Here is a 22,653-nt window from a genome sequence, read left to right on the forward strand (position 1 = left end):
TATAAAAGTCCCGTGTTATTTTCAATTATTTTTTAATTCTTGCTCCAGTTCACGAAGACTTTCCGCAAGCTTTTTCTTTTCTTCTTCAAAGTGAGCATCGTCTTTAAAAGCTGGAGTTAAAGGCGCTGCCTCTTCATTTTCTCTTAGCCAATCCGGCGTCAATTCTTTGCGAACAACACGCTTTTTATTAGCGTAGGAAATCGGCTTTTCAGTCTGTTGACTCGCTAGCGTACGCTGTGATGTTACATAATGCTTATAAAAAAGATGCTGTTTGATATAGGCAAACGCTCGAATGGTATCGCCGCTGTATTTAGGCACGTAGTGATCAAATGCTTCATGCAGTCCTGATAGCGCCGTTTCTATTGGTATTTCGCTTTTTGCGACTTCGTACATATGCTTTAAATCACTGGCTGAAGGATACATCCCTCGGTTTCTTCTAGCAATAAAAGCGGCTTCCAACGTTTGTACGTAAGCGTCATGCGCGTCTTCTTCTTTTTTTATGTGATTTGTATTTTTTGCTGTAGTCTCTGTTAATGACGCCGTCACTGTGACCGGCTCCGCTGCTTCAATTTGACGATTCCCTTCTGTCAAATTGACATCTTCGAGCTCTTCAAATTCATCGCTTGGCAGGAGCTTCTCTAATTTTTTGTAATCAATCCGGTACCAAACGGTGTTGTTAAATTTAGAGCGGTTGTACTTTCCTTTTATAATTAACCCTTCTTTTGCAAGCTTTGAAATGATGCGTTGAATCGTTGAAAGCGACCAAAACGGAAACTGCTGCAGCCACTGCTGATTTGTATTGTACACCCATTTATATCCGTCCTGCACGTTTGTGCTTTTTTCAAGCCAGTAGTGAAGCTGCTGAAGAAACAGCGCTCCATTCACTCCTACTTTCACTGCAAGCGCCGGCAGTACAATTAACGGCTGATCTTTTAATAATAATTTACTCACTACGTCATCTCCTTTGTTATATAAAATAGCTACTATATATATACAAAGAAAATGAAAAATCGGGGATGGCACTCTTAAAATTATGTTAAAATATAGAAAAAACGAGGTGGTCATATGATACGTCAAGGTAGAGTCGGTGATGAAGCAGGGATTGCAAATGTACACGTAGAGAGCTGGAAATCGACTTATAAAGGAATTGTTCCGGATTCTTTTTTAAATTCATTGAACGCTGAAAAACGAAAGCCGATCTGGAAAAAGCAGCTGGAATCAAATTCTGTTGTCGTTGCAGAAGAAAACGGTCAAATCGTAGGCTTTGCTTCCTATGGCAAAGAAAGAACGAACAAGTATCCTTCCTATACGGGAGAACTGTATGCCATGTATTTACTCACAGAGCATCAGCGAAAAGGAATTGGAAAAGCGCTTATGCATAAAATAGCGCAAGAGCTGGGAGACCAAGATATACATACGATGCTCACATGGGCTTTTGAAGAGAACGGCGCCTGTCAATTTTACGAAGCGCTTGGCGGAAAAAGAATCGATCGCGCTGACGTTATCATTGATGGTACATCTCTGTCTGAAGTGGCTTTTGGATGGGACACGCTTAAAAATTTGTAGGACAACTCTCTGGACAGATTTTTTTCTTCACGGTAAACTGTTTAGTTGGTATAAAAAGAAAGGATGATTTACCGTGACGAATTTTACTTATCGAAACATTATTTTGCTCGTTCTTTGCGTAACAGCAGGTATTGTCGATGTAATTGGCTACTTAAGCCTTGGCCATATCTTTACCGCAAATATGACGGGAAACATCGTGCTGCTCGGGTTAGCAATCGGAAACTCTCTTGAAACAACTGTTTTTCATTCCCTCACAGCTCTAGGAGGATTTAGTGTAGGAGTTATAGGCGCCGCAATCCTAGTTGGAAACAAAGAAAAAACATTTTGGCCTAAAGCCGTAACGATTGCGCTTGGACTAGAAGGATTACTTTTACTTGTTTTTGCACTTTTATCTTCGTTTTCTCCTTCTTTGCACGTAACTTATTTATTTATTTTCTTATTAAGCTCAGCAATGGGTCTTCAAACAACGGCTGCTCGAAAGCTTGGCGTAGCCGGAATTTCTACAACCGTATTAACGGGGACGCTTGCTAATTTCTTTGAAGACGTAACGGCACGTTTGCGCAGCCCTCGCTACCGCAAAACGTTTAACACCGATGCCATTCTTCGCGCGCTGTCTCTTGTATTTTACTGCTTTGGCGCTGCTATCGCCGCACTTGCAGAGCCAGTTTATAAATTTGAAATTATTTGGCTGCCAATTGTGATTCTGTTAGCCATTATCATTTTTGTCAGTACGAAGTTTCGTTCTGATTCAGAAAAAAAATAATAAAACGAGGCTCGGAAAAAGGTATTTTAGTCAAAGGAAAATCCGAACGAGTTTGGTTCTTGATTGAGAATCAAATTTGTTCGGATTTTTATTATTAGTAGTATAGTGAACGTTTATATATGTAGCAGCTTCTAGCTGTTGATTGGAGAGCAAGACGAAGACTCCTGCGGGAAAAGCGGACTAAGTGAGACCCCGCAGGAGCGAAAGCGGCGAGGAGGCTCACCAGCCGCCCGCGGAAAGCGAAGTCTTGCACGGAAATCAACAGCGGTGTTACAAGCGAACATACTAGATCATTTATCCAATTTGTTCGCCTTTAGATTATATTGATTCAGTTATGTCTCAAGCTTTTTCATTTTTCCGCTAGTGCCGCTAAAACGCCAAAAATAATTGCCGCTACAGGTCCTACAATCAATAGTCCAATTAAAATCGATCGTATAGCTTCCCATAATGACCGCAAAGGACTTTCCTTAGACTCTGCTTTTTCCACTCTTTCCTCTAGGTGTTCGACTCTTTGCTGAAGCTTCGCTAATTCCTGCGTAACATCTATTTGTTCGCTCATCGCTCAAGCTCCTTTTTACTCTACATTACCATATACTTCCTTACTAACACTACTATTTATTTGTGATTACTTCAATGCCGATTTCGCGGTAAGCATTTAACACGGTTTCGTTCACATGTTCTTCTGTAATGAGCCAATCTAGTGAGTTTGCTGAGCTGAACGTGTACGTTGAAGACGTATTGAGTTTTTTAGCTGTTACAATAGCCGCTACTTCACTCGCACTTTTAATCATTTGGCTTTTAATGTGCATTTCTTCAAGCAAAGGAATGCTCATACCGATTTTAGGATCGATTGCGTATACGCCTAAAAAACAAAGATCCGCTCGAATTTGTTTTAACGTATCAACCACGCTTTGTCCTACCGTGACCATCGATTCTTTTCGAAACGTTCCTCCAAGAGAAACAACTTCTACAAAGTCATGTTCCGCTAATGCAACGGTAATTAACGGACTGTTTGTAATAACCGTAACGTTTAAATTCTTTGGAAAAGCTTTGACGAGCTGAATATTTGTTGTACTTCCGTCCATCAAGAGCACCTGCCCGTCTTTAATTAACGGAAGCGCCGCTACGGCAAGTGAATGCTTAACATCCATCAATTCACGTTTTCGCTCTTTGTAATCAACCGCAGAAGTTGAACGAGGAAGCGCTCCTCCGTGTACGCGCTGCAGCAGACCAAGCGCGTCCATTTCCCGCAGATCTCTGCGGATTGTATCTTCTGAAACATTCAGCGTTTGGCTAAGCGTCGTAGCAACAATTCGGCCTTCTTTTTCAAGCAAATTCATAATTTGTTTGCGTCTTTCTTGTTTTAACATTGCTTGTTCACCTGTTTTCTTTCTGCTTTTTACTTTATTATACTCGTTTTTTTTGTAAAAACAACGAAAAAACGCTTGATTATCAGTGTTTTTTCGTTTATTGTAGGATAAACAAGATAAAACACGTAAAAACAAGTAATAATAATTAAAGGGAGAGATAGTTTATGAAGATGATTTTTACAGACTTAGATGGAACTCTTTTAAATAGCAGCAGTGAAATTAGCACAATTAATGCAGAAGCAATTAAAAAAGCGCAAAAACACGGAGTTGAAGTCGTGGTGGCTACAGGGCGCGCTTATTTCGACGTGCAGGAAATTTTAAAAAAAGCTGAGCTTTCCAACCTTTGGGTGATTGCCGCAAACGGAGCGACTATTCATGACCCGAACGGACAGCTCAGACATTCTGTTCCAATTGATGCCCACCACGTAAAAGAAGCGCTTCAGTGGCTGGATGCAAACGAATTTTATTATGAAGTGTTTGCAGAGCATGCAATTTATACGCCAAACTCAGGCCGTGAGCTGCTTGCCATTGAAATTGACAGAGTAAAAAGCGCCAATAAAAATGTGGACGAAGAAAGACTTCATCACGCTGCGACTAAGCAGTACAGCCAAACGGGATTTGCCTTTGTTGCATCGTATGAAGATATTTTAAATACAAACGCGGAGCTTTATAACGTATTAGCTTTTTCATTTGATGATGAAAAACGAAAAAAAGGCTGGGATCACTTTAGCAAGCAGCACGACATGACGCTTGTCTCTTCCGCTGATCATAACTTTGAACTCGAACACAAAGATGCGTCAAAAGGAAACGCATTAACATACGTGGTAAAAGAGCTCAGCGGCTCTCTTCACGATACCATTGCCATTGGAGACAGCTTTAACGACGTATCGATGCTGCAAACGGCTGGAAAAGGAATCGCTATGGCAAATGCGCACGCAGAAATTAAAGCGCTAGCTGATGACGTTACATTAACGAACGATGAAAACGGCGTAGCTTCGGTTATTGAAAAAGTGTTAGAAACACAGCTGGAAGCACATTAAAAAACCGCTTGGCGTATGCCAAGCGGTTTTAAATGGTCATGTGGTAAATACCGACAAACCAGCTGAACAGCGAAACGAAAAAATAAGCTGTGATGCTTTTAACAAAAAATCTTTCCTTACTTATAATTCACTTCTTCATTCACACACGTCACTAAAGGCTTTTTCTCAAGACCTAAAAGCAAGTTCTGTACGGCTAGATCTGCCATTCGATTGCGCGTTTCGTACGTAGCGCTTCCAATATGCGGTGTTACTAACACATTTGAAAGCTGCAGCAGCTTGTGATCTGCCGGAAGCGGCTCTGGGTCTGTTACGTCTAGTGCAGCATACGCAATTTCTTCATGTTTCAGCGCTGCGTACAGTGCTTCCGTATCCACTAATCCCCCGCGCGCTGCGTTTACAAAATACGCACTGTTTTTCATTGCTTTAAATTCCGCTTCTCCGAACATGCCCTTGCTTTCATTTGAAAGCGGCACTAAGCATACGATACAGTCAGCTGTGTGAAGAAGCTCTTCAAACGAAAGGTACACGGCATCAAGCTCTTTTTCGGCTTCATGCTTGCGGCTTCGATTGTGGTAAACGATGTTCATACCCGATGCCTTTGCTCGTCTGGCAACGGCGCTTCCAATATCGCCCATCCCAACAATACCAAGCGTTTTTCCAAATAAATCGATGCCAAATACCGTTTCCCAGTTTCCTTGTTTCACTTTTTCATAGCCTTCATGAATGCGGCGAGCTGCTGACAATAAGAGACCAAACGTTAAATCAGCCGTTGCTTCTACTAGCACGCCCGGCGTATTGCTAAACGGCACGCCTTTTTTGGTGCACGCTTCGACATCAACACTGTCATACCCGACGCCTGATTGAGAAATAACGCGCAGGTTCGGGGCTGCTTCTAACAGCTCTTCATCCACCGTAATGTGGCCGATATTAAAAAAGCCGTCGGCATCACGAAGCCAGTCGCGCAGCGTTTCTTGTGGAATCTTTCCTTCTCCTTCCCACATTTGAATATCGCAGTGCTCCGCTAGCTTTTCGTAAGCGTTTGGCCACGTCTTTCCAGACATAACAACTTTGTATTTCCCCATGTTGATCTCTCCTTTTCCTTGTTCACTCATATGTATGAATAGTAACTAGCTATCCTATCACAAGACTACTATAAAGATGAAACTTTTTCCATTCAGGAATCGTATTTATAGTAAGGGGGAATACGAATGTTTGAAGATGAAATGATATTTGAAGATGATCCGTCCGGAGATGACATTGTTTTTGAAGGTGATGCTGACCTAAGCGGAGGCGCTTTTTTTCCAGACGATGCGTTATTTAACGGAATGCCTACGTTTGTTATGCTATTTTTTGTTATTGTTATTGGTATTTTCTTATTTTCTATTTTTAAAGGAATCAGCACGTGGAGCAAAAATGAGCAGTCTCCCCGTCTATCTGTAAAAGCAAAAATTACGGGCAAACGGACAAACGTCCAACGCCATGGCGGTCACGCTCACGAACATCACCACTCTCACACGTCTACAACTTACTATGTAACCTTTCAGTTTGAAAGCACCGACCGCTCTGAATTTACTGTTTCAGGCAGCGAATACGGCAAGCTTGCAGAAGGCGACGAAGGAATGCTGACGTTTCAAGGAACTCGTTTTTTGGATTTTCAAAGAAATCTCAGTGAAGAACATACAGATACCTAGGTTATGACCTCTTGCTTTTAGAGGTCTTTTTTACTAGAATGAGGCATTTATACAGCAAACGACCTATTTGTGCCCTTTTTACATTTTACAAGAACGTTATTTAATACAAAAACATACCGTGTAACACATTCATTTAAACAGGCAGGTGATTTTATGTATTCTCCTTATTCAGGCAGCGGCATCTACTACGGACATTACGGAGAAGCCCCTCATTCACACCCTATTCAAACAATACTGACGCAATACTGGCACGAAACCCACTATCCAGGTCCACACAAGAAATATGTACACGTGTATTATCTTAACCCGGCTTCTCTTCATTATTATCCAGCCTATCGAATATTTTTGTAAAAAACTGGTGATTAACACGGTTTTATATTGTAAAATTAATCCATATACTTTTTATTTGGAAAGGAGGTTAACAAACAGTGCGCAATTCTAAAATAAAAAATAGTGTGGCGATCACCACTTTGCTTTCCGCCCTATTTTTCTGCTCTATCATAGTTCTTGGTTCGCTTTCTCCTCTAGCAGATTCTGGCCCCAACGTCAACACGTTCGGTTCAGTTGGGATGGGGTTATCTCTTGGCATGATTCTGTTTTTATATCTGTTGCCTTTAGCATTTTATCTGCTGGGAATGCGTTTCTTAAAATTTGTGATGGCTGCTTTTTGCAGCATTGGACTTTTAATCGCTGCTAGTACTCTATTACTAATGCCAGCTCTGTTTTTATTTGGATTAGGAGATTTCTCAGGAAACTTAGCTTCCATCATAGGTGTAATGATTTCTTGTTTAGGCTTACTGATCACGAATATTGTGTGGTTTGTTGCTGCGTTTAAAAGACCGTCAGCCACCGTGCAGGAAAGCGTTTAAAATGGTTAAGAGATGGCATACTAATTCCAGTTAAAGACGAACAAATTGGAGAGATGAGCTGAACCGCTTGTGACACCGCTGCTGATTTCCGTGCAAGACTTCGCTTTCCGCGGGCGGCCGGTGAGCCTCCTCGTCGCGTACGCTCCTGCGGGGTCTCACCTAGTCCGCTTTTCCCGCAGGAGTCTTCGTCTTGCCCTTCAATCACCAGCTAGAAGCAGCCACATACATGAAACTATCAATAAAAAATCCGAACGAATTTAATTCTCTATTACGGTTCTCCATTCATCGTTCGAATCTTCCTTCAACTAAAATACGTTTGTCCCAGCCTCTTTTTATAGCTCGGTAGGCAAGTAGTGCAAATACATATCCAAGCAGTCTTCGTGCTGAGACAACACGTCCATTGTTTCTTTACGAGGTTTTGTATAAATAGTCGCATAGTCTACTTCACCCTGTGTAGGATTTACTGGAAAAGCCAGTTTTTCTTTTTTCAGCGAAAAGTCGGCCTGCACTCCTTCTTTATTTCCTCTCGCGTCTAATCGAATCCATTTCTCCTCACTTTTGATGTAGACAGCATTTAACGCATGAATACAGTAGCCGGTGTCTATTGTATCTCCAAGGATTAATCTTTGATAACAAAAGCCTGTTGGAATTCCTTCTGCACGCAGCAAAGCAGCTAATAGATTACACTTGCTGTAACAAATCCCTTCCTTTTCTTTTAAAGCCTCTGAAGCCGTTTTTGTGATGATTCTGCTTTGAATATCCCATGAATGAGAAACTTCATCTCTCACAAACTCATACGCTTTTTTTATGTAAGCTAGTGAAGAATGAGCAAGCCGCTTTTGAGTTCACATACCTTTTGTTGAATTAAAGGATTTGTAAAATTCACTTCAGGAAGTTCTTGCGTGTAGTCTTCTTTTTCCAACGATTCACAAATTAATTTCATTTACTTTTTTCCTCCTCTATATTCACTACATGTTTTTTTATACATAATATTGAATTTTATTACATAATTTTGTATAATGAAAGACCACTTAAACGGAAAACGATAGTAGATACGAGATTGAAAGAGGTTTTGTTTTTGGTGACGTTATTTTTAACAAATGTGCTGCTCGGTCTTTCGATTGCCCTTCCCGTTGGAACAGTGACAATTGAAATGACAAAACAAGGTTTGAAAAACGGGTTTCTTCACGGATGGGTTGTTGGACTCGGAGGCATGACGGTTGATTTATTATTAATTGTGCTGCTTTACTCTGGACTAGCTTCTTTTTTATCGGCTCCTTTTATCCAGCTTATGATGTGGCTTATAGGAGCGCTTTTTTTACTTTATATTGGCTATGACAGCATTAGACACGCAGATCATGACATAACGGCTCCTGGAGAACACGTAAAAAAGTCGTTTGCCTCTTCTTATGTGAACGGAATCTTTGTTGCCATTTCTCCTAGCAATCTCATTTTTTGGCTGAGCGTGTTTGGAACGGTGCTGACAAATTCGCTTCAATCCTCTCACTCTTTTCATTTCCTGCTGATTGCTGCCGGAATATTAACGGGAATTTTAATTCATGACCTGGGCTTAATGACAATTGTCTCTGGAACTAGAAAAGTGCTGAATCAGCTTTATATCAAATGGGTTTCTATTGCCGCTGGATGTATCTTAATCGGTTTTTCCTGCTATTTTCTCTACCGATTTATTGGGAATCTGCGCATGTACTTTTAATGTTTCTACATATTTTATGACTTGCTATATCCCCTCTTTATCTAGTATAAAGAGGGAATTTTTATAATCTAGCAGGGACTATCAGACAAAAAGTTCACAATTTCGTCACATTTCTATTGATTTTTTTCTCTTTTTATACGAAAATATAAAAAAGGGAGGAAATATCATGAAAATCAAAAAAGCACTTCGCATCTTTATTGGATCAAACGTTCTAGTATTATTAACATTTGGCCTTCTTCCAGCACTATTAGTTAACCCCGATATTGACCTAATTCAATCATTTATTAATTATATAGGAAAAGACTAATTCCGCTTTAAATAATCGTAATTTTCAATCTATTATTTTTATAAAAAAAGACAGCGCAGGCTGTCTTTTTTAGTAGGTTTACACTTTTATTTAGTTAAAAATAGCTTTTTAACATCTACTTTTTGATCTTTAACAATCGTATACGTATCCTGCTTTTTATCTTTAAAATTAAATGCTTTTATGTAATCATCATCGTAAATCGTTAAGCCGTACGCATCTTTTCCGTTTTCAACGATTCTCACCCAGTAAGACTGATCAAACTTTGGATCGAGTTCCTTGCTTTTTTTCACTTCTACTTTTGCCAAAGAATGTACGATTTGCTTTATCTCTTTTTTATCATCTACTACACGTTTTCCTTCGTCCGTATCTATTTCAATACGCGTAACGTTTGCTTCATCTACTTTTATGACGTCTTTTAACTGATAGGCTTTCCCGGTATATGTAAAATAAAATACGACGATAAATAAAAGTGCAGCTATAATAATCGTTCTTTTTTTCAAAAGGAACCTCCTTTTCTACATCACGCTGCATTCACGTGATACACCTTTTTATTCCTCCTGTTCCCCACCCCTTTAGTAAAATACTGCCTCCTACAAGCAGGCTGTAGATTAATCTCGGAACAGGAAATATTAACGTTACCATCAACAGTAACATGCCCGTACTTGTAAGAGCTACTTCTGCAGCTCGATTTTCCATTCATTTCACCACCATCGCTTGGTAAATTTTTTATATGAAGTGATAGAAATAGTATTAATCTTCTACCTACTTATGTATTGTTCGCGTATAAGACAGAATCGTCAACACGCCTACTAGGAAGATGGTCGCTTCACATTGCCTTTTTCTTTTTAACTAACTCATGATTTATGAAATAAAAACAGCTCATCTACTGTTGCTCCCAGTTTTTGGGCCATCTGGAAAGCCAGCGCTAAGCTTGGATCATACTTATTGTTTTCAATTGCATTAATCGTTTGTCTCGATACGCCGCATACTTTCGCCAGTTCATCTTGAGACATCTTTTTGCTTTTACGCAGTTCTTTAATTCGATTTTCCACCATTCATCACTCATCTCTAAAATGTAAAAAACTTTTTACATCCATATCTTATATTATTTTCCTTGTTACTGTCAAATATGTTTGACAAAGTAGAGTCTTTTACATAACTGAAATAGAGATTGGAACAAAAGTAGGTTAGTTGAAGAACAACGCGAACGAGTTTGATTAAGAATTCACCTCGTGCTAATTTTTTTATGGGTATGGTAAACGTAGGTTTCGTGTATGTAGGTGCTTCTAGCTGATGATTGGAGGGCAAGGCGAAGACTCCTGCGGGGGAAAGCGGAACAGGTGAGACCCCGCAGGAGCGCAAGCGACGAGGAGGCTCAGCGGCCGCCCGCGGAAAGCGAAGCCTTGCACGGAAATCATTAGCGGTGTAACAAGCAATTCATAGTAGTAATATTAAAGCTCCTTACTCATATTAAACCACTTCACGCCTGCATGCTGAGACTCCGCAACTCCTTGATTCACATATCCGTTTTTTTCGTAAAAAGGAATCAATTCCTCTTTACATGTTAAGGTAACCGTTAAGCGCTGTTTGTTCCGCGCTTGTTTTTCAAACTCTTTTAGCAGCATACTCGCAATTCCTTTATGATGATGCTTAGGATTTACAACGATACCCAAAATACTTTGATGACCGCCTGTCTCAGGGTTCGAAATCGTTTTTTCAAACAAATCATCCGTAATAAACGGAGCTGAAATGACGGGACCGTTCACATATCCGATTATTTCTTCATTTTCTTGGGCAATGATAAACGTATCAGGAATGGTGTTGATCCGCGTGATAAATGCATCTTTTGAGGCAGCTTCCTCAGGTGTAAATCCTTTGTTTTCTAATGTAAGCAGTTGGTTTAAATCATTTTCATGTACTTGTCTTATAATCATTGAAACGTTTCCTTTCATTAAAAACTACTATTATATATCTCTCTTTCTACTATATATAAAAATGCCCAAACAAAAAAGGATTGACCTCTGCATTATACAGAATTCAATCCTACTTCGCTTTTTAATTAACGTCTTGATTATTTGATAAATGCACCAAATGGCTTGCCCACCGGAAGCACAACTTGACCATAGTGAGTATTTAATACAGCCGCTGCAGATCCATAGAATGAAAACAGAGCGATCAATAGCTCTGATACTGCTGCTAGTAAGTGCGTGTATTCATATGCCACACCAAATGTACTTAGCGATAATCCAATAAATAAGAAATCAATTAACACAAAAATAATAAATAATACTTTATGAGTGCCCATTGCTCCAACTGTCATAAAAACGCTGAAAATTAAGTAGCCGACAAAAGCAAATGCGAGCTGCTTCGGATCCGCTTCTTTTGCGAGCGCTTCCCCAAATGCTCCAAGCTGAATAAGCCATGTCATGCCGACACCTAGCCAAAATAACCCGAAGGCACCAAAAGCCGTTGCGCCGAAGGTATTATTATGTTTAAAATCTTGCATAGACGCGATTAGCTGCCCTATCCCGCCTAAAAAAATCGCCCATGGCAATACCAATGAAACACCATCGGTTACCCCAAGCTTTTGAAACGATGCAACAAGTGTCACCATGGCAAGTCCGAATAGGCCTAGCGCTGATGGATCCGCTGTTACAATTTTAACGTGCTGCGTGCTGTTGTTACTCATGTTGTACCTCCCTGATTTTAAAAACACCTTTAAAAAGATACAAAAATCTACGGGAAGTGTCAATGGATATTTTTGGCCTTTAAAAAACCCATAAGACCAAGCAGTGTAGCGTTTACACTGCTTGGTCTTTACTTTCTTGTTATTAAACTTTTTGTAATAAATTTTGTCTTGTTTGTTTTGCAGACTCAACCATCACTTTTAAGGCTTCAACCGTCTCGCTGATTCCTCTTGTTTTAAGGCCGCAGTCTGGATTAATCCAAAATAATGCAGGATCAAGCACCTTCAAAGTGCGGTCAATGTTTCGTGTCAGCTCTTCAAGCTTTGGTACGCGCGGACTGTGGATATCATATACGCCAAGTCCAATTCCTTGATTGTACGTATGTTCTTCAAACGCATAAATTAATTCACCGTGGCTTTTAGACGTTTCAATGGAAATGACGTCGGCATCAAGCGCTTTGATCGCATCAATAATCTCTTCGAATTCCGAATAGCACATATGCGTGTGAATTTGCGTCTCATTTTGCACGGATACCGTGGCTAGCTTAAATGCGTACACCGCGGCGTTTAAATAACTTTCCCAATTTTCTCGTTTTAACGGCAGTCCTTCACGCAGCGCGGGTTCATCTACTTGAATCATCGAGATGCCCTGACTTTCAAGTGCTTCCACTTCTTTTCTAAGAGCAAGCGCAATTTGATTTGCCACGTCGTAGCGCGGGATATCATCACGCACAAACGACCAGTTTAAAATCGTAATCGGACCCGTCAGCATTCCTTTAACCGGCTTATCGGTTAGAGACTGTGCGTAGACCGTTTCTTTGATCGTCATCGCCTGCTCGTATGAGACATCTCCGTAAATAAGCGGCGGCTTCACGCAGCGAGAACCGTAAGATTGCACCCAGCCAAACTTCGTAAACTGAAAGCCTCCTAATTTCTCACCGAAGTATTCGACCATGTCCGTACGCTCAAACTCTCCGTGCACAAGTACATCTAAGCCGATATCTTCTTGAATTTCAATCCATTTTTTGATTTCCTCGTTAATGTACGCTTCATACGCTTCGTCTGTTAGTTCTCCTTTACGCCATTTTAGACGCTCTTTTCGCACTTCTTTTGTTTGCGGAAAGCTTCCAATCGTTGTCGTTGGAAGAAGCGGCAGCTGAAACGCTTCTTGCTGAACGCGTTGACGTACGTCAAACGGCGCTTGACGCTCTGCTTTATAGCTGTGCAGCTGCTTCAGCTCTTTTTGCACGTCTTGGTGATTTCGAAAAGATGATCCATTTAATGCTTGAATCGCTTGTTTACTTACACTTATTTCTTTTTCTATTGCTTCTTTTCCTTGCTGCACCGCTTTTGTTAAAAGCGTGATTTCCTTCAGCTTTTCATCTGCAAAAGACAGCGCGTTTTTTAGAATTGGCTCAATGGTTTTTTCGCTTTTCACCGTGACAGGAACATGTAATAGACTTGATGAAGGCTGCAGAATCAAACGGTCTTTTGATACGGCTTCTTCAATTTCACTAAGCGTTAAAAGCTGCTCGTCCAAGTTTTCACGCCAAATGTTTCGTCCGTCAATCACTCCTGCTGCCAGCACTTTATCAGTTGGAAAACCATATTTATTAAGCGCCGTGAGATTTTCGCCTCGGTCATGTACAAAATCTAAGCCAATACCATGAACAGGAAGAGCGACTACTTCTTTATAGTGATCCACGCTGTCAAAATACGTTTGCAAAATGACTTTGACGTTCGGTGCCGCGTCATGCAGGACTTGATAGACTTCTTTGTACAGTGCCAGGTCTTCTTTTGATAGCGTTGTAGCTAAAACCGGCTCATCTATCTGTACCCACTCGACTCCTTCTGCCTGCAGCTCCGCTAAAATAGTTGCATACAGAGGAACAAATTGTTCAACTACTTTTTTAAACTCACTTTCTTTATATCCTTTTGACAGCTTCACAAATGTTACTGGACCTAAAATAACGGGTTTGCCTTTGATATTTAGCTTTTGCTTTGCTTCTTTGTAAAATTGAAGCGGGTGATTTTCTACAAGTGCCGGCGTGCATTCCTCAAGCTCGGGTACGATGTAGTGATAATTTGTGTTGAACCATTTTGTCATCGTAGAAGCTACCGCACCTTTTGTTCCTCGCGCGATGTCAAAATACGTTTCAAGCGATACCGGCCCTCCGTCATATTCAAAGCGCTTTGGCACCAAACCAAACATAGCGGCTGTATCTAACACGTGATCGTATAAGCTAAAATCGCCGACTGGAATTAATTCAATTCCTGCGTCACGCTGTTTTTTTAGATGCCCTAGACGAAGAGCTTCAATTTCCTGTAGAAAGATATCTTTCTCTAGCTTTCCTGCCCAAAACTGTTCGAGCGCTTTTTTCCATTCTCGTTTTTCACCAATTCTTGGATAACCTACGTTTGAACTTTTTACACTGCTCATTTTTTCCACTCCTTGTATATTTCTTTTTTTCCGCTAAACTAAAAAATCTCTCTTTTCGAAATGAAAAGAGAGATGATACGCATACTTAACTAAAGTTGAGATAGCCTGTTTTTCTCAACACGTATTCCTCACTCCTCTCTATATCCCGTAGAGCTTAAGTGCATACAACAGGCAGGTCTCCTGACTTAGGTTCATCGCTTCCTATCCCTTCCCATTTCAGCATGAAACAGTGGTTAATAAGTTGCTCCCCATTACAGTGGCGGGACCGCGCCGGCTTTTCACCGGTCTTCCCTTTTAAGCTGCGTACATTCGTTACACAGCACCTGATGCATTTCTATGAAATTGTTCATTCAAAACACCTTCACATAAAATAAAAAGCCTCTCTATCGTGAATAGAGAGGCATAGTATCTATGAAATCCTCTCTTATTTTTCAAAGCCGTACGCTTTGCAGGATGTAGCACCTTTTTAACAAGAATGTTAAATGGTTGCCGGGCTTCACAGGGCCAGTCCCTCCGCCTCTCTCAATAAGAGTTTTAATTATTTATAATATTTTGAATGTAGAGTCATCTTAACACCTTACATTTACGTTGTCAAAAGAAATTGCAAAAAAAATTAGTTTTCAGGAGGTGCTGACGCTAATTTTTGCCTTAACAATTTGTAATCATCTTTTCGATGTGTTTCGATCAAGTCTTTTGCTCCTTGATGATACCCTGAAGAATAAATGTACTCTACCGCGGTTTCAATAAGCATTCTCTTTTCTTCCGCACACTCCCGATCCATTAAAGGGAACAGTCTACCTAAAAGGTCATTTAAATCTTCCTTAATAAAACGATTAAGTCCTTCTTGCATCTTTTCGTTTGCCATGATAGCTCCTCCATTTGCTGTGTATGTTCTAAGCCTCTATAAACAGGCAGTTCACTGTGAATTTTAAGATAAAGTTAAGTCATTAAACAGTATATCAAGTGAATGTTTTTCTTCAATTACATATGTAATACAAATATATGACAAATATAGAGAATATATCATCATTCATTATCTATTATAACGTTTGACTGAACCTTCTGCTACAAGGTTTCGTACGGTTTTCCAAAAGAGGTTGAGACATAACGAAGTGAATCTCATCTAAAGGCAACTGGGATACATGAGCTGAATCGCTTGTGACACCGCAGTTGATTTCCGTACAAGACTTCGCTTTCCGCGGGCGGTCGCTGAGCCTCCTCGTCGCATACGCTCCTGTGGGGTCTCACCTTTTCCGCTTTTCCCGCCGGAGTCTTCGTCTTGTCCTCCAATCACCTGCTAGAAAGACTTATACACATGAAATCTACGTTTACCCTAATAAAAAAAATGAACCACTAATCAAGCATCTTGATCAATGGTTCGTTTTTCACTTCGTCTAAAACCCTTTTGTCCCAGCCTCTTTTTTTGAACCTAGCTTTCTACTTTCTTGTTTTTACAAACAACTTCTTCGAGGTCGTCCAAAATCCTTCCAAAGAAGAGGGCCTAAAATGTCGTACCGGCTAACAAAAAACTCCGTAAAATTATAATTATTTAAAATTAAAGGCGGCTCAAAATCAAGGGGAGCACCCGCGCCTCCTGACAATACAAAATCAGTGCCTCTTCCAAGCGTAAACGACCCGTTTCTGTTTTTTCTAATAAACTGCTCGTCATACGCATGCACGTGGCTGACTAACACTTTTTTCACGCGGTGTTCTTGAATTAAATCAAAAAATTCTTGACTTTGAGGAGTCGTTACAGGAAACCCTTCAAGGTTTGTCCACCGGCCGATATTTGGCTGGGCATGCATGGCTAAAACGGTATTACAAGGAGCATCCTCTAGCTGCTGCTCTAAATAATGAAGCTCTCTATCTGTAAATCCATATATTTTATTTTTGGGACTGATGACATTATTTAATGCGATGCACCGGAAGTTATAGACAGGAAGATCAATGACCCAGTGTACTTTTCCGATAGTGGCTCTGAAGTTTTCGAGATTGCTTTCATCAAGGTATAGTTCATCATGATTCCCTACGCATACAAACATAGGAATATTTGGTGCAATTTTTTCAACAACTTTAACAAAGTGCTCCAAATACTCTTTTTTCCCTGTATAGACGGTGTCTCCCCCATGAATAATAAACAGCGGGTTCAATTCCACCGCCTTTTTTAATACAAGCTCAAATTCACCGCTCATCGTGAAACAATTATCGTTTGGTCCGTCACCTCTGCTGTCACCCATAAAAACAAAGTTAAATGGATCTCTCGGGTTTAATTGTTTAATTCTTTGCTTTAATAATCTTTCAGAACGTTCATGAAGCGTCAAATTCATCAATTAGTTAATCCCCCTATTAATAAATAAAGTTAGTTAAAAGTAAACAAGCTTACTTATTTATATGAGCATTTGTTGATGAAGGTCACTACCGTCTTGTAAGCAGAACGCACATTTAAATGAGTTTCCATAGCCTATCTATTCTTTCATTTTGTTCAGCACTGATGGGACAACATAAAAGTTAGAAGAAACTCAACAGATGAAACCTGCATTCACCATAAAAAAACGAACCACTAATCAAACAATTTGATCAGTGGTTCGTTTTTCACTTCGGCTACCATACTTTTATCGCAGCCTCTTACATTTAAACAACAATTAGACGTATTTATTGCGCTCAACTGGACTTAAAGAATTTCTTTCAGAACGAGCTGCCATGTCCGTTTCAATTTGCTCTAGGCTACGTCCTTTTGTTTCGACAACTACAAAGCGTATAAAGAATAGTCCGAGAACACAAATGATCCCAAACGTTGAAAAGATAACGCCTAAGCTAAACTGATCAGCTAAAATAGGGAACACAAGCCCTACTGCCAGCGATCCTGTCCAGTTAAAAGCAGATGAAATCCCAGCACCGATTCCGCGCACAGAAAGCGGGAAAATTTCTCCTACAATGATCCACGTAAGCGGCGCCCAAGAAAACGCATAGCAAAGGATAAAGCAGCAAAGAGCAATTAGCGTAACCCAGTTAACGACAGCTTCATTAACGCCTACTGCTCCAAGAATAGCCGGTGTAAAAAAGGAAAGAGCCATTCCCGCTCCGCCAACCGTAAGAATGGTACGGCGGTTGAATTTATCAACAAACTGTAGAAAAATAAGTGTTGTCACAACGAAGATTACCCCAACAATAACCGTAAAACCAGCAGCTACCTGCGGCGCTAAACCAACTTGACGAGCAATGCTTGTTGCATAATAAACAATTGAGTTTGAGCCTTGAATCTGCTGAAAAGTTGCCATTCCGACACCGATAATTAAAGCTAAACGAAACTTTTTCTGAAACAGCTGTTTAATGCCTGATTGTTCATGCACAGCTACGCTTTGAATTTCAGCCACTTCCGCTTCGACTTCCGCTGCTGAGGAACGAAGCGTGCGCAGTACTTCATGCGCTTTATCTGCCATTCCGTTTTTAATTAAGTAGCGAGGTGACTCTGGAAGCTTGATCATACCGATGCACAAGACGATTGCAAAAATACCGGCGCTGCCAAGCATTAATCGCCAGCTGTTTGGAACCGGCTCAAAAATAAAGGCTACGATATAGCTTAATAATAATCCAATTACAATCATTAGCTGATTTAAACCTGAAAGCTTCCCGCGAATATGAGCAGGTGCGATTTCTGACATATAAGCAGGAACTAAAGAAGAAGCTGTTCCTACTGCTGTACCTAAAAAGACGCGCGCAATCGTTAACGTAATTTCCTCCGGTGCAATCGCTGAACCGATGGAGCCTAAAAGAAAGATGATAGACGAAATTAAAATTAATTTTCTTCGCCCAAACTTATCCCCTAATAATCCGCTTAAAATGGAACCGATAATTGCTCCGCCCATTAGCGACGAAACTACAATCCCCAGCCACAGCGGACTTAAATGAAACGCTTCACGGATATGACCTTCTGCACCAGCAATAATCCCAATATCATAACCGAATAAAATACCGGCAAATGAGCCGAAAAAGAAGATAAACTTACTTGATACTTTACTCATGATTATAGATCCCCCTTTTTGTTGCCTTAGTTTTGATGTCTATCACACATTTTTAAAACGCTTTCATTATTTCTTAAAAACGGCGTTCTTTTACTAAGTTACGCTATATTTTCACTTCCAAGGAAGCAGTGCTCCCTTGGAAATATAAATGCTTACTTAATGATGACGTATTCTAAATTCACAAGCTTTGCATAGCTCACAATTTGATCGGTCGTTAAATTTAATGAAAGAACCGTATGGTGGCCTCCTCCGTTTTCAATCCACGCTTTAACGCCTTCTTGGAAGTTCGGCTTAATGTTCCAAAGCACGCGCGCTACCGGAAGATTTGGAGCTGGAACTTCCGGCTCAAATGCCGATACTTCGTTAATTAACAGCTTGTAATGCGTACCAAAGTCAGCCATAGAAACCACTACGCCTTCTCCTTGTTTACCGTCAAACACTAAGCGGGCCGGGTCTTCGCGGTTGCCGATTCCTAGCGGAGAGACAATTAGTTTTGGCTTATTTACCGCCAGCGTCGGGTCTACTTCAAGCATGTGTGATTGAAGCACTGACTCACGTCCGGGTGCTAATTCATACGTGTAGTCTTCCATAAAGCCGGTTGACTGATTATGACTCATCACTTTGAGCAGGCGGTCAAGCGCGGCTGTTTTCCAGTCTCCTTCACCAGCAAAGCCGTATCCCTGTGCCATCAAGCGCTGTACCGCTAGACCAGGAAGCTGCTTCATGCCGTACAAATCTTCAAAGTTAGTCGTAAAAGCGCCGTATCCGCCTTCGTCTAGAAAACGTTTAATCGCAATTTCATAGCTTGCCTGTACTTTTACGCTAGATTCCCAGTCTTCTGCAGAATAATCGCCGTAAACAAACTCATACGCGTCGGCATATTCAGCAAATAAATCATTAATTTCTTCTTCCGTAACGGCATTGACATATTGAACAAGGTCACCGATTCCGAAGTAGTCAACCGTCCAGCCAAATTGAATTTGCGCTTCAATTTTGTCTCCTTCTGTTACGCCGACGTTGCGCATATTGTCACCGAAACGCGCGACTTTAATGTTGAAGCTTTCGTTATAAGCAGCGGCTACATCCATCCACTGTGCAATTTGCTGCTGTACTTCGGGGCGCTCCCAGTAGCCTACTACGATTTTATTTTGCTTGTTTAAACGCGCGTTGATAAAGCCGTATTCACGATCACCGTGAGCAGACTGATTCAAGTTCATAAAGTCCATATCAATCGTTTCCCAAGGAATGCTTTCGTTAAATTGTGTTGCCAAATGAAGCAGCGGTTTTTGCAGCAGTTTGGTGCCGCGAATCCACATTTTTGCAGGCGAGAACGTATGCATCCACGTGATTACACCGGCAACTTCATCTCGGTAATTCACTTCTTTCATCATGTTTGTAATCGTATCCGCATTCACAGCTAAATCTTGCAGCACAAGCGGATAAGGTAAGATACCGCTTTCATTTAAAGCATCAGTCATCGTTTGCGCGTGTGCTTTTACTTCTGCTAGCGCTTCTTTTCCGTAAAGATGCTGTGAGCCAACAATAAACCAAAATTCTTTTTGAGCTGTTTTTAACATGATAAATCCCCTTTTCTGTATGTAAGTCTTTTAATTCCCTTGCCCGTAATATGCGTTTTGCCCGTGTTTTCGTAAATAATGTTTGTCTAATATACGCTGCGGCAGCTCTTCAGCCAGTCCGTTTAATTTTTGAGTAAAGAAATTCATTTTGGATACTTCGTCTAATACGACGCTGTTCATTACCGCCGATTTGGCATCTTTTCCCCACGTAAACGGCCCGTGCCCTTGAAGTAAAATACCAGGAACCGCTAGCACATCTAAACCGCGCTTTTCAAACGTTTCGATAATCACCTTGCCCGTTTCCACTTCATATCCGTCATTCACTTCTTTTTCTGTCAAAAAGCGCGCGCACGGTACGGAACCATAAAAGGTATCGGCATGAGTCGTTCCCATTGCCTGCACATCGAGCCCTGCTTGAGCCCAAATGGTCGCCCACGTTGAATGCGTATGAGCAATACCGCCAATTTGCGGGTAGTGCTTATACAATACGGCGTGCGTCAGCGTATCAGAGGACGGATTAAGCTCACCTTCTACCACGCGGCCATCTAAATCAACGACTACCATGTCTTGTGCCGTCATTTTTTCATACATAACGCCGCTTGGTTTAATCACAAACAAACCGCTGTCTCGGTCAACTGCACTTACATTTCCCCATGTGTACTTGACCAGTCCGTGTTTTGGCAAATCGAGGTTTGCTTGAAATACTTCTTCTTTTAATTTATCTAGCACACTAACTCCTCCCGTTCTTCGCTGTGATGCTCTGCAGCTGCTTTTTCAATGACTAATCCTTTTTTATATCTTTTAATAAATGCTTCAAACCCTTTTACATCGAGCTCATCAGGATAGATTTCTTGTGCGGTCACTTCTTTAAAAACTTTATCATCCAAGAAATCTTCTAAACTTTCATTCTCACTTTTATTGAGCATATAAGAAGAAAGAATAGCCATTCCCCACGCGCCGCCTTCTCCTGCTGTGTCCATGACGGAAACCGGGGTATTAATTGCCGCTGCCATCATTTTCTGACCGACTACCGGCGTTTTAAATAATCCTCCGTGCGCTAAAATACTATGAACCTTTACGTTTTCTTCTTTGACTAAAAGATCCATCCCTATTTTTAAAGCGCCAAAAGCTGTAAAAAGATGTGTACGCATGAAGTTTGCTAGATTAAAATTGCTTTTTGCTGAACGGACAAATAGCGGACGTCCATTTTCTACTCCGGTAATATTTTCACCTGAGAAATAGCCGTAGCTAAGCAAGCCCCCTCCATCAGGATCAGCTTCTAGCGCTTTATTTAACATCACTTCAAACAATTTATCCGACTCTACTTTTTGTCCCATCGCCTCGGAAAATTCACGAAACAATCCGAGCCAAGCGTTTAAATCGCTTGAACAGTTATTCGCATGAACCATTCCAACTGGACTGCCGTTTGGCGTCGTAACCAAATCAATTTCCGGATAAACGTTTGAAAGCTTTTTATCTAGTACAATCATCGCAAAAACGGACGTTCCTACTGAAACATTTCCCGTGCGTTTTCTTACGCTGTTTGTCGCCACCATTCCCGTTCCCGCATCTCCTTCTGGAGGACAAAACGGAATGCCCGGCTGCAAATTTTTTGATTGATCTAAAATGCTAGCCCCAATGGCTGTTAATGTACCTGCTTGCTCGCCCGAAGTATGAACTGCAGGCAGAATATCTGATAGTTGCCACGGATATCCTTTGTAAGAAATAAGCTCATCAAACTGCTTCATCATCGCTTCGCTGTAATTTTGCGTGCGTTCATCAATTGGAAACATTCCTGAAGCATCTCCAATGCCAAGCGCCTTACTACCTGTTAGCAGCCAGTGAATATAGCCGGCTAGCGTTGTCATGTAATCGATGCGCGGCAGGTGTTTTTCTTGATTAATGATTGCCTGATAGAGATGCGCAATGCTCCATCGTTCAGGAATATTAAATTGGAAATGTTCAGTTAATTCTTTTGCTGCTGCGCTTGTTGTTGCATTACGCCACGTTCGAAATGGAACAAGCAGTTCACCCGTTTTATCAAACGCCATATATCCGTGCATCATAGCTGAAACGCCGATGGAGCCAACTGTTCGAATCGTGATCCCGTAGCTTCGTTCCACTTCTTGCTTCATTTCACGGTAAGCACTTTGCAGACCTGTAATAATATCGAGTAAGTTGTACGTCCAAAAACCGTCTTCTAAGAGATTTTCCCATTCATAACTTCCAGATGCGATCGTTTCAAAGTTTTCATCAATCAGCACTGCTTTAATACGAGTAGATCCAAGTTCAATTCCAAGGGACATTTTCCCTTTCGCAATTGCTTGTTTTATGCTTTTTTGAGTGGTTTTCACGTTTAATCTCCTTTCTGATAGCTATAAAAATACCTATAGCAGTAAGGAAGCGCTTTCCGTTTTATGTAACGCTGTTTGAATTTGTTAACAACCTAAGTATATTAATTTGTACGTACATTTGTCAATGTAAAAATTATATATGCACACAAATATTCAAAACACCCTACTTTTCCCTTCTTTAACTATTAGAGAATCCGATTCAATCGTTAAATTATTCTACTTCTCATTAAAAATCAAGGAAATCTTTTCATTTA

28 protein-coding genes, 1 pseudogene and 2 riboswitches are annotated in these 22,653 nt (G+C 40.8%); of the genes and pseudogenes, 10 read left to right on the forward strand and 19 right to left on the reverse strand.

Translation table 11 applies throughout. From position 1 onward, the window contains the following. Positions 1-21 precede the first annotated feature (21 nt). Positions 22-951, reverse strand: a complete 930-nt coding sequence (locus N178_RS04960; protein WP_045290979.1) for a hypothetical protein — start codon at positions 949-951, stop codon at positions 22-24. Positions 952-1,065: 114 nt separating this feature from the next. Here N178_RS04960 and N178_RS04965 point away from each other — a divergent pair, with 114 nt between their 5' ends. From N178_RS04965 to N178_RS25740, 3 genes are all read left to right on the forward strand, one after another. Then, entirely contained in the window at positions 1,066-1,566 is a 501-nt protein-coding gene (locus tag N178_RS04965) for a GNAT family N-acetyltransferase (protein ID WP_045290981.1), read from the forward strand. Positions 1,567-1,639: 73 nt separating this feature from the next. Next, positions 1,640-2,329: a YoaK family protein gene (locus tag N178_RS04970; RefSeq protein ID WP_045290983.1), complete on the forward strand. Its 690-nt coding sequence runs from the start codon at positions 1,640-1,642 to the stop codon at positions 2,327-2,329. A 138-nt stretch (positions 2,330-2,467) separates the two neighbouring features. Further along, complete coding sequence (locus N178_RS25740) at positions 2,468-2,656, forward strand: hypothetical protein (RefSeq protein ID WP_080890141.1); 189 nt, start codon at positions 2,468-2,470, stop codon at positions 2,654-2,656. Positions 2,657-2,678: 22 nt separating this feature from the next. On the opposite strand, the gene N178_RS04975 is transcribed toward N178_RS25740, so the two are convergent. Beyond that, a complete protein-coding gene (locus tag N178_RS04975) occupies positions 2,679-2,888 on the reverse strand; it encodes a hypothetical protein (protein WP_045290986.1) in 210 nt (69 codons plus the stop codon). Positions 2,889-2,940: 52 nt separating this feature from the next. Beyond that, positions 2,941-3,699, reverse strand: coding sequence for a DeoR/GlpR family DNA-binding transcription regulator (locus N178_RS04980; RefSeq protein ID WP_014458988.1), 759 nt, complete (start codon positions 3,697-3,699; stop codon positions 2,941-2,943). A 164-nt stretch (positions 3,700-3,863) separates the two neighbouring features. Here N178_RS04980 and N178_RS04985 point away from each other — a divergent pair, with 164 nt between their 5' ends. Further along, positions 3,864-4,739, forward strand: a complete 876-nt coding sequence (locus N178_RS04985; protein ID WP_045290987.1) for a Cof-type HAD-IIB family hydrolase — start codon at positions 3,864-3,866, stop codon at positions 4,737-4,739. A 116-nt stretch (positions 4,740-4,855) separates the two neighbouring features. Here the strand turns inward: N178_RS04985 and N178_RS04990 are convergent, their stop codons facing one another. After that, positions 4,856-5,821 carry a 2-hydroxyacid dehydrogenase gene (locus N178_RS04990; RefSeq protein ID WP_045290988.1) on the reverse strand — a complete coding sequence of 322 codons (966 nt, stop codon included), beginning with the start codon at positions 5,819-5,821 and terminating at the stop codon, positions 4,856-4,858. 126 nt (positions 5,822-5,947) lie between these two features. Between N178_RS04990 and N178_RS04995 the strand changes: the two genes are divergently transcribed. The 3 genes from N178_RS04995 (at position 5,948) to N178_RS05000 (ending at position 7,299) form a co-directional block, all read left to right on the forward strand. Next, positions 5,948-6,430, forward strand: coding sequence for a DUF2500 domain-containing protein (locus N178_RS04995; RefSeq protein WP_045290989.1), 483 nt, complete (start codon positions 5,948-5,950; stop codon positions 6,428-6,430). Between the two features lie 153 nt (positions 6,431-6,583). After that, the gene (locus tag N178_RS26545; protein WP_152640837.1) at positions 6,584-6,781 is read left to right on the forward strand and encodes a hypothetical protein; all 198 of its coding nucleotides are present in this window, start codon (positions 6,584-6,586) and stop codon (positions 6,779-6,781) included. A gap of 77 nt (positions 6,782-6,858) precedes the next feature. Further along, complete coding sequence (locus N178_RS05000) at positions 6,859-7,299, forward strand: DUF5391 family protein (RefSeq protein ID WP_045290992.1); 441 nt, start codon at positions 6,859-6,861, stop codon at positions 7,297-7,299. Here N178_RS05000 and N178_RS25745 read toward each other — a convergent pair. Next, positions 7,262-7,504, reverse strand: a complete 243-nt coding sequence (locus N178_RS25745) for a hypothetical protein (protein WP_080890142.1) — start codon at positions 7,502-7,504, stop codon at positions 7,262-7,264. The genes N178_RS05000 and N178_RS25745 overlap by 38 nt on opposite strands. A 127-nt stretch (positions 7,505-7,631) precedes the next feature. Beyond that, positions 7,632-8,242: pseudogene (locus tag N178_RS05005) on the reverse strand (transglutaminase-like domain-containing protein). A gap of 138 nt (positions 8,243-8,380) precedes the next feature. Here N178_RS05005 and N178_RS05010 point away from each other — a divergent pair. Next, entirely contained in the window at positions 8,381-9,013 is a 633-nt protein-coding gene (locus N178_RS05010; RefSeq protein WP_045291067.1) for a LysE family translocator, read from the forward strand. Between the two features lie 166 nt (positions 9,014-9,179). Continuing rightward, complete coding sequence (locus N178_RS26925) at positions 9,180-9,320, forward strand: hypothetical protein (RefSeq protein ID WP_013058226.1); 141 nt, start codon at positions 9,180-9,182, stop codon at positions 9,318-9,320. 86 nt (positions 9,321-9,406) lie between these two features. Here N178_RS26925 and N178_RS05015 read toward each other — a convergent pair whose 3' ends face one another. From N178_RS05015 to N178_RS05020, 3 genes are all read right to left on the reverse strand, one after another. Further along, positions 9,407-9,820, reverse strand: a complete 414-nt coding sequence (locus N178_RS05015) for a DUF5301 domain-containing protein (protein ID WP_045290993.1) — start codon at positions 9,818-9,820, stop codon at positions 9,407-9,409. Between the two features lie 31 nt (positions 9,821-9,851). Then, positions 9,852-10,016 (reverse strand): hypothetical protein, encoded by a 165-nt coding sequence (locus N178_RS26930; RefSeq protein ID WP_169746656.1) that lies wholly within the window; start codon positions 10,014-10,016, stop codon positions 9,852-9,854. A 158-nt stretch (positions 10,017-10,174) separates the two neighbouring features. After that, positions 10,175-10,375: a helix-turn-helix transcriptional regulator gene (locus N178_RS05020; protein WP_045290996.1), complete on the reverse strand. Its 201-nt coding sequence runs from the start codon at positions 10,373-10,375 to the stop codon at positions 10,175-10,177. Between the two features lie 242 nt (positions 10,376-10,617). Between N178_RS05020 and N178_RS27785 the strand changes: the two genes are divergently transcribed. Beyond that, on the forward strand, positions 10,618-10,749 hold the full coding sequence (locus N178_RS27785) for a hypothetical protein (RefSeq protein WP_272946317.1): 132 nt from the start codon (positions 10,618-10,620) through the stop codon (positions 10,747-10,749). A 22-nt stretch (positions 10,750-10,771) separates the two neighbouring features. Here the strand turns inward: N178_RS27785 and N178_RS05030 are convergent, their stop codons facing one another. The 10 genes from N178_RS05030 to N178_RS05070 form a co-directional block, all read right to left on the reverse strand. Further along, a complete protein-coding gene (locus tag N178_RS05030) occupies positions 10,772-11,272 on the reverse strand; it encodes a GNAT family N-acetyltransferase (RefSeq protein WP_045291001.1) in 501 nt (166 codons plus the stop codon). 119 nt (positions 11,273-11,391) lie between these two features. Further along, positions 11,392-12,009, reverse strand: a complete 618-nt coding sequence (locus tag N178_RS05035) for an acetate uptake transporter (protein ID WP_045291003.1) — start codon at positions 12,007-12,009, stop codon at positions 11,392-11,394. A gap of 142 nt (positions 12,010-12,151) precedes the next feature. Then, the gene (metE, locus tag N178_RS05040; RefSeq protein ID WP_045291005.1) at positions 12,152-14,446 is read right to left on the reverse strand and encodes a 5-methyltetrahydropteroyltriglutamate--homocysteine S-methyltransferase; all 2,295 of its coding nucleotides are present in this window, start codon (positions 14,444-14,446) and stop codon (positions 12,152-12,154) included. Positions 14,447-14,599: 153 nt separating this feature from the next. After that, positions 14,600-14,788, reverse strand: a riboswitch (cobalamin riboswitch). A 79-nt stretch (positions 14,789-14,867) separates the two neighbouring features. Beyond that, a riboswitch (SAM riboswitch) is annotated at positions 14,868-14,978 on the reverse strand. A gap of 81 nt (positions 14,979-15,059) precedes the next feature. After that, on the reverse strand, positions 15,060-15,311 hold the full coding sequence (locus tag N178_RS05045; protein WP_033580155.1) for a hypothetical protein: 252 nt from the start codon (positions 15,309-15,311) through the stop codon (positions 15,060-15,062). Between the two features lie 258 nt (positions 15,312-15,569). Beyond that, complete coding sequence (locus N178_RS26935) at positions 15,570-15,740, reverse strand: hypothetical protein (RefSeq protein WP_169746657.1); 171 nt, start codon at positions 15,738-15,740, stop codon at positions 15,570-15,572. Positions 15,741-15,897: 157 nt separating this feature from the next. Continuing rightward, a complete protein-coding gene (locus N178_RS05050) occupies positions 15,898-16,773 on the reverse strand; it encodes a metallophosphoesterase family protein (protein ID WP_237758408.1) in 876 nt (291 codons plus the stop codon). 315 nt (positions 16,774-17,088) lie between these two features. After that, positions 17,089-18,468 (reverse strand): sugar porter family MFS transporter, encoded by a 1,380-nt coding sequence (locus N178_RS05055; protein WP_045291008.1) that lies wholly within the window; start codon positions 18,466-18,468, stop codon positions 17,089-17,091. Positions 18,469-18,620: 152 nt separating this feature from the next. Further along, positions 18,621-20,045: an L-arabinose isomerase gene (gene araA, locus N178_RS05060; RefSeq protein ID WP_045291010.1), complete on the reverse strand. Its 1,425-nt coding sequence runs from the start codon at positions 20,043-20,045 to the stop codon at positions 18,621-18,623. Positions 20,046-20,075: 30 nt separating this feature from the next. Beyond that, positions 20,076-20,774 (reverse strand): L-ribulose-5-phosphate 4-epimerase, encoded by a 699-nt coding sequence (locus tag N178_RS05065; protein ID WP_045291012.1) that lies wholly within the window; start codon positions 20,772-20,774, stop codon positions 20,076-20,078. Next, the gene (locus N178_RS05070) at positions 20,768-22,351 is read right to left on the reverse strand and encodes a xylulokinase (protein WP_412762011.1); all 1,584 of its coding nucleotides are present in this window, start codon (positions 22,349-22,351) and stop codon (positions 20,768-20,770) included. The genes N178_RS05065 and N178_RS05070 overlap by 7 nt, the downstream gene beginning before the upstream one ends. Positions 22,352-22,653 lie beyond the last annotated feature (302 nt).

The sequence above is a fragment of the Priestia aryabhattai B8W22 genome, from assembly GCF_000956595.1.
Lineage (GTDB): Bacteria > Bacillota > Bacilli > Bacillales > Bacillaceae_H > Priestia > Priestia aryabhattai.

Bases quoted from the DNA above. Each gene is read 5' to 3' on its own strand.
- N178_RS04965 (WP_045290981.1), top strand. From the start codon at position 1,066: ATGATACGTCAAGGTAGAGTCGGTGATGAAGCAGGGATTGCAAATGTA.
- N178_RS04975 (WP_045290986.1), bottom strand. From the start codon at position 2,888: ATGAGCGAACAAATAGATGTTACGCAGGAATTAGCGAAGCTTCAGCAA.
- N178_RS04980 (WP_014458988.1), bottom strand. From the start codon at position 3,699: ATGTTAAAACAAGAAAGACGCAAACAAATTATGAATTTGCTTGAAAAA.
- N178_RS04985 (WP_045290987.1), top strand. From the start codon at position 3,864: ATGAAGATGATTTTTACAGACTTAGATGGAACTCTTTTAAATAGCAGC.
- N178_RS04990 (WP_045290988.1), bottom strand. From the start codon at position 5,821: ATGGGGAAATACAAAGTTGTTATGTCTGGAAAGACGTGGCCAAACGCT.
- N178_RS04995 (WP_045290989.1), top strand. From the start codon at position 5,948: ATGTTTGAAGATGAAATGATATTTGAAGATGATCCGTCCGGAGATGAC.
- N178_RS26545 (WP_152640837.1), top strand. From the start codon at position 6,584: ATGTATTCTCCTTATTCAGGCAGCGGCATCTACTACGGACATTACGGA.
- N178_RS26925 (WP_013058226.1), top strand. From the start codon at position 9,180: ATGAAAATCAAAAAAGCACTTCGCATCTTTATTGGATCAAACGTTCTA.
- N178_RS26930 (WP_169746656.1), bottom strand. From the start codon at position 10,016: ATGGAAAATCGAGCTGCAGAAGTAGCTCTTACAAGTACGGGCATGTTA.
- N178_RS05020 (WP_045290996.1), bottom strand. From the start codon at position 10,375: ATGGTGGAAAATCGAATTAAAGAACTGCGTAAAAGCAAAAAGATGTCT.
- N178_RS05030 (WP_045291001.1), bottom strand. From the start codon at position 11,272: ATGAAAGGAAACGTTTCAATGATTATAAGACAAGTACATGAAAATGAT.
- N178_RS05035 (WP_045291003.1), bottom strand. From the start codon at position 12,009: ATGAGTAACAACAGCACGCAGCACGTTAAAATTGTAACAGCGGATCCA.
- metE (WP_045291005.1), bottom strand. From the start codon at position 14,446: ATGAGCAGTGTAAAAAGTTCAAACGTAGGTTATCCAAGAATTGGTGAA.
- N178_RS05045 (WP_033580155.1), bottom strand. From the start codon at position 15,311: ATGGCAAACGAAAAGATGCAAGAAGGACTTAATCGTTTTATTAAGGAA.
- N178_RS05050 (WP_237758408.1), bottom strand. From the start codon at position 16,773: ATGAATTTGACGCTTCATGAACGTTCTGAAAGATTATTAAAGCAAAGA.
- N178_RS05055 (WP_045291008.1), bottom strand. From the start codon at position 18,468: ATGAGTAAAGTATCAAGTAAGTTTATCTTCTTTTTCGGCTCATTTGCC.
- araA (WP_045291010.1), bottom strand. From the start codon at position 20,045: ATGTTAAAAACAGCTCAAAAAGAATTTTGGTTTATTGTTGGCTCACAG.
- N178_RS05070 (WP_412762011.1), bottom strand. From the start codon at position 22,351: ATGTCCCTTGGAATTGAACTTGGATCTACTCGTATTAAAGCAGTGCTG.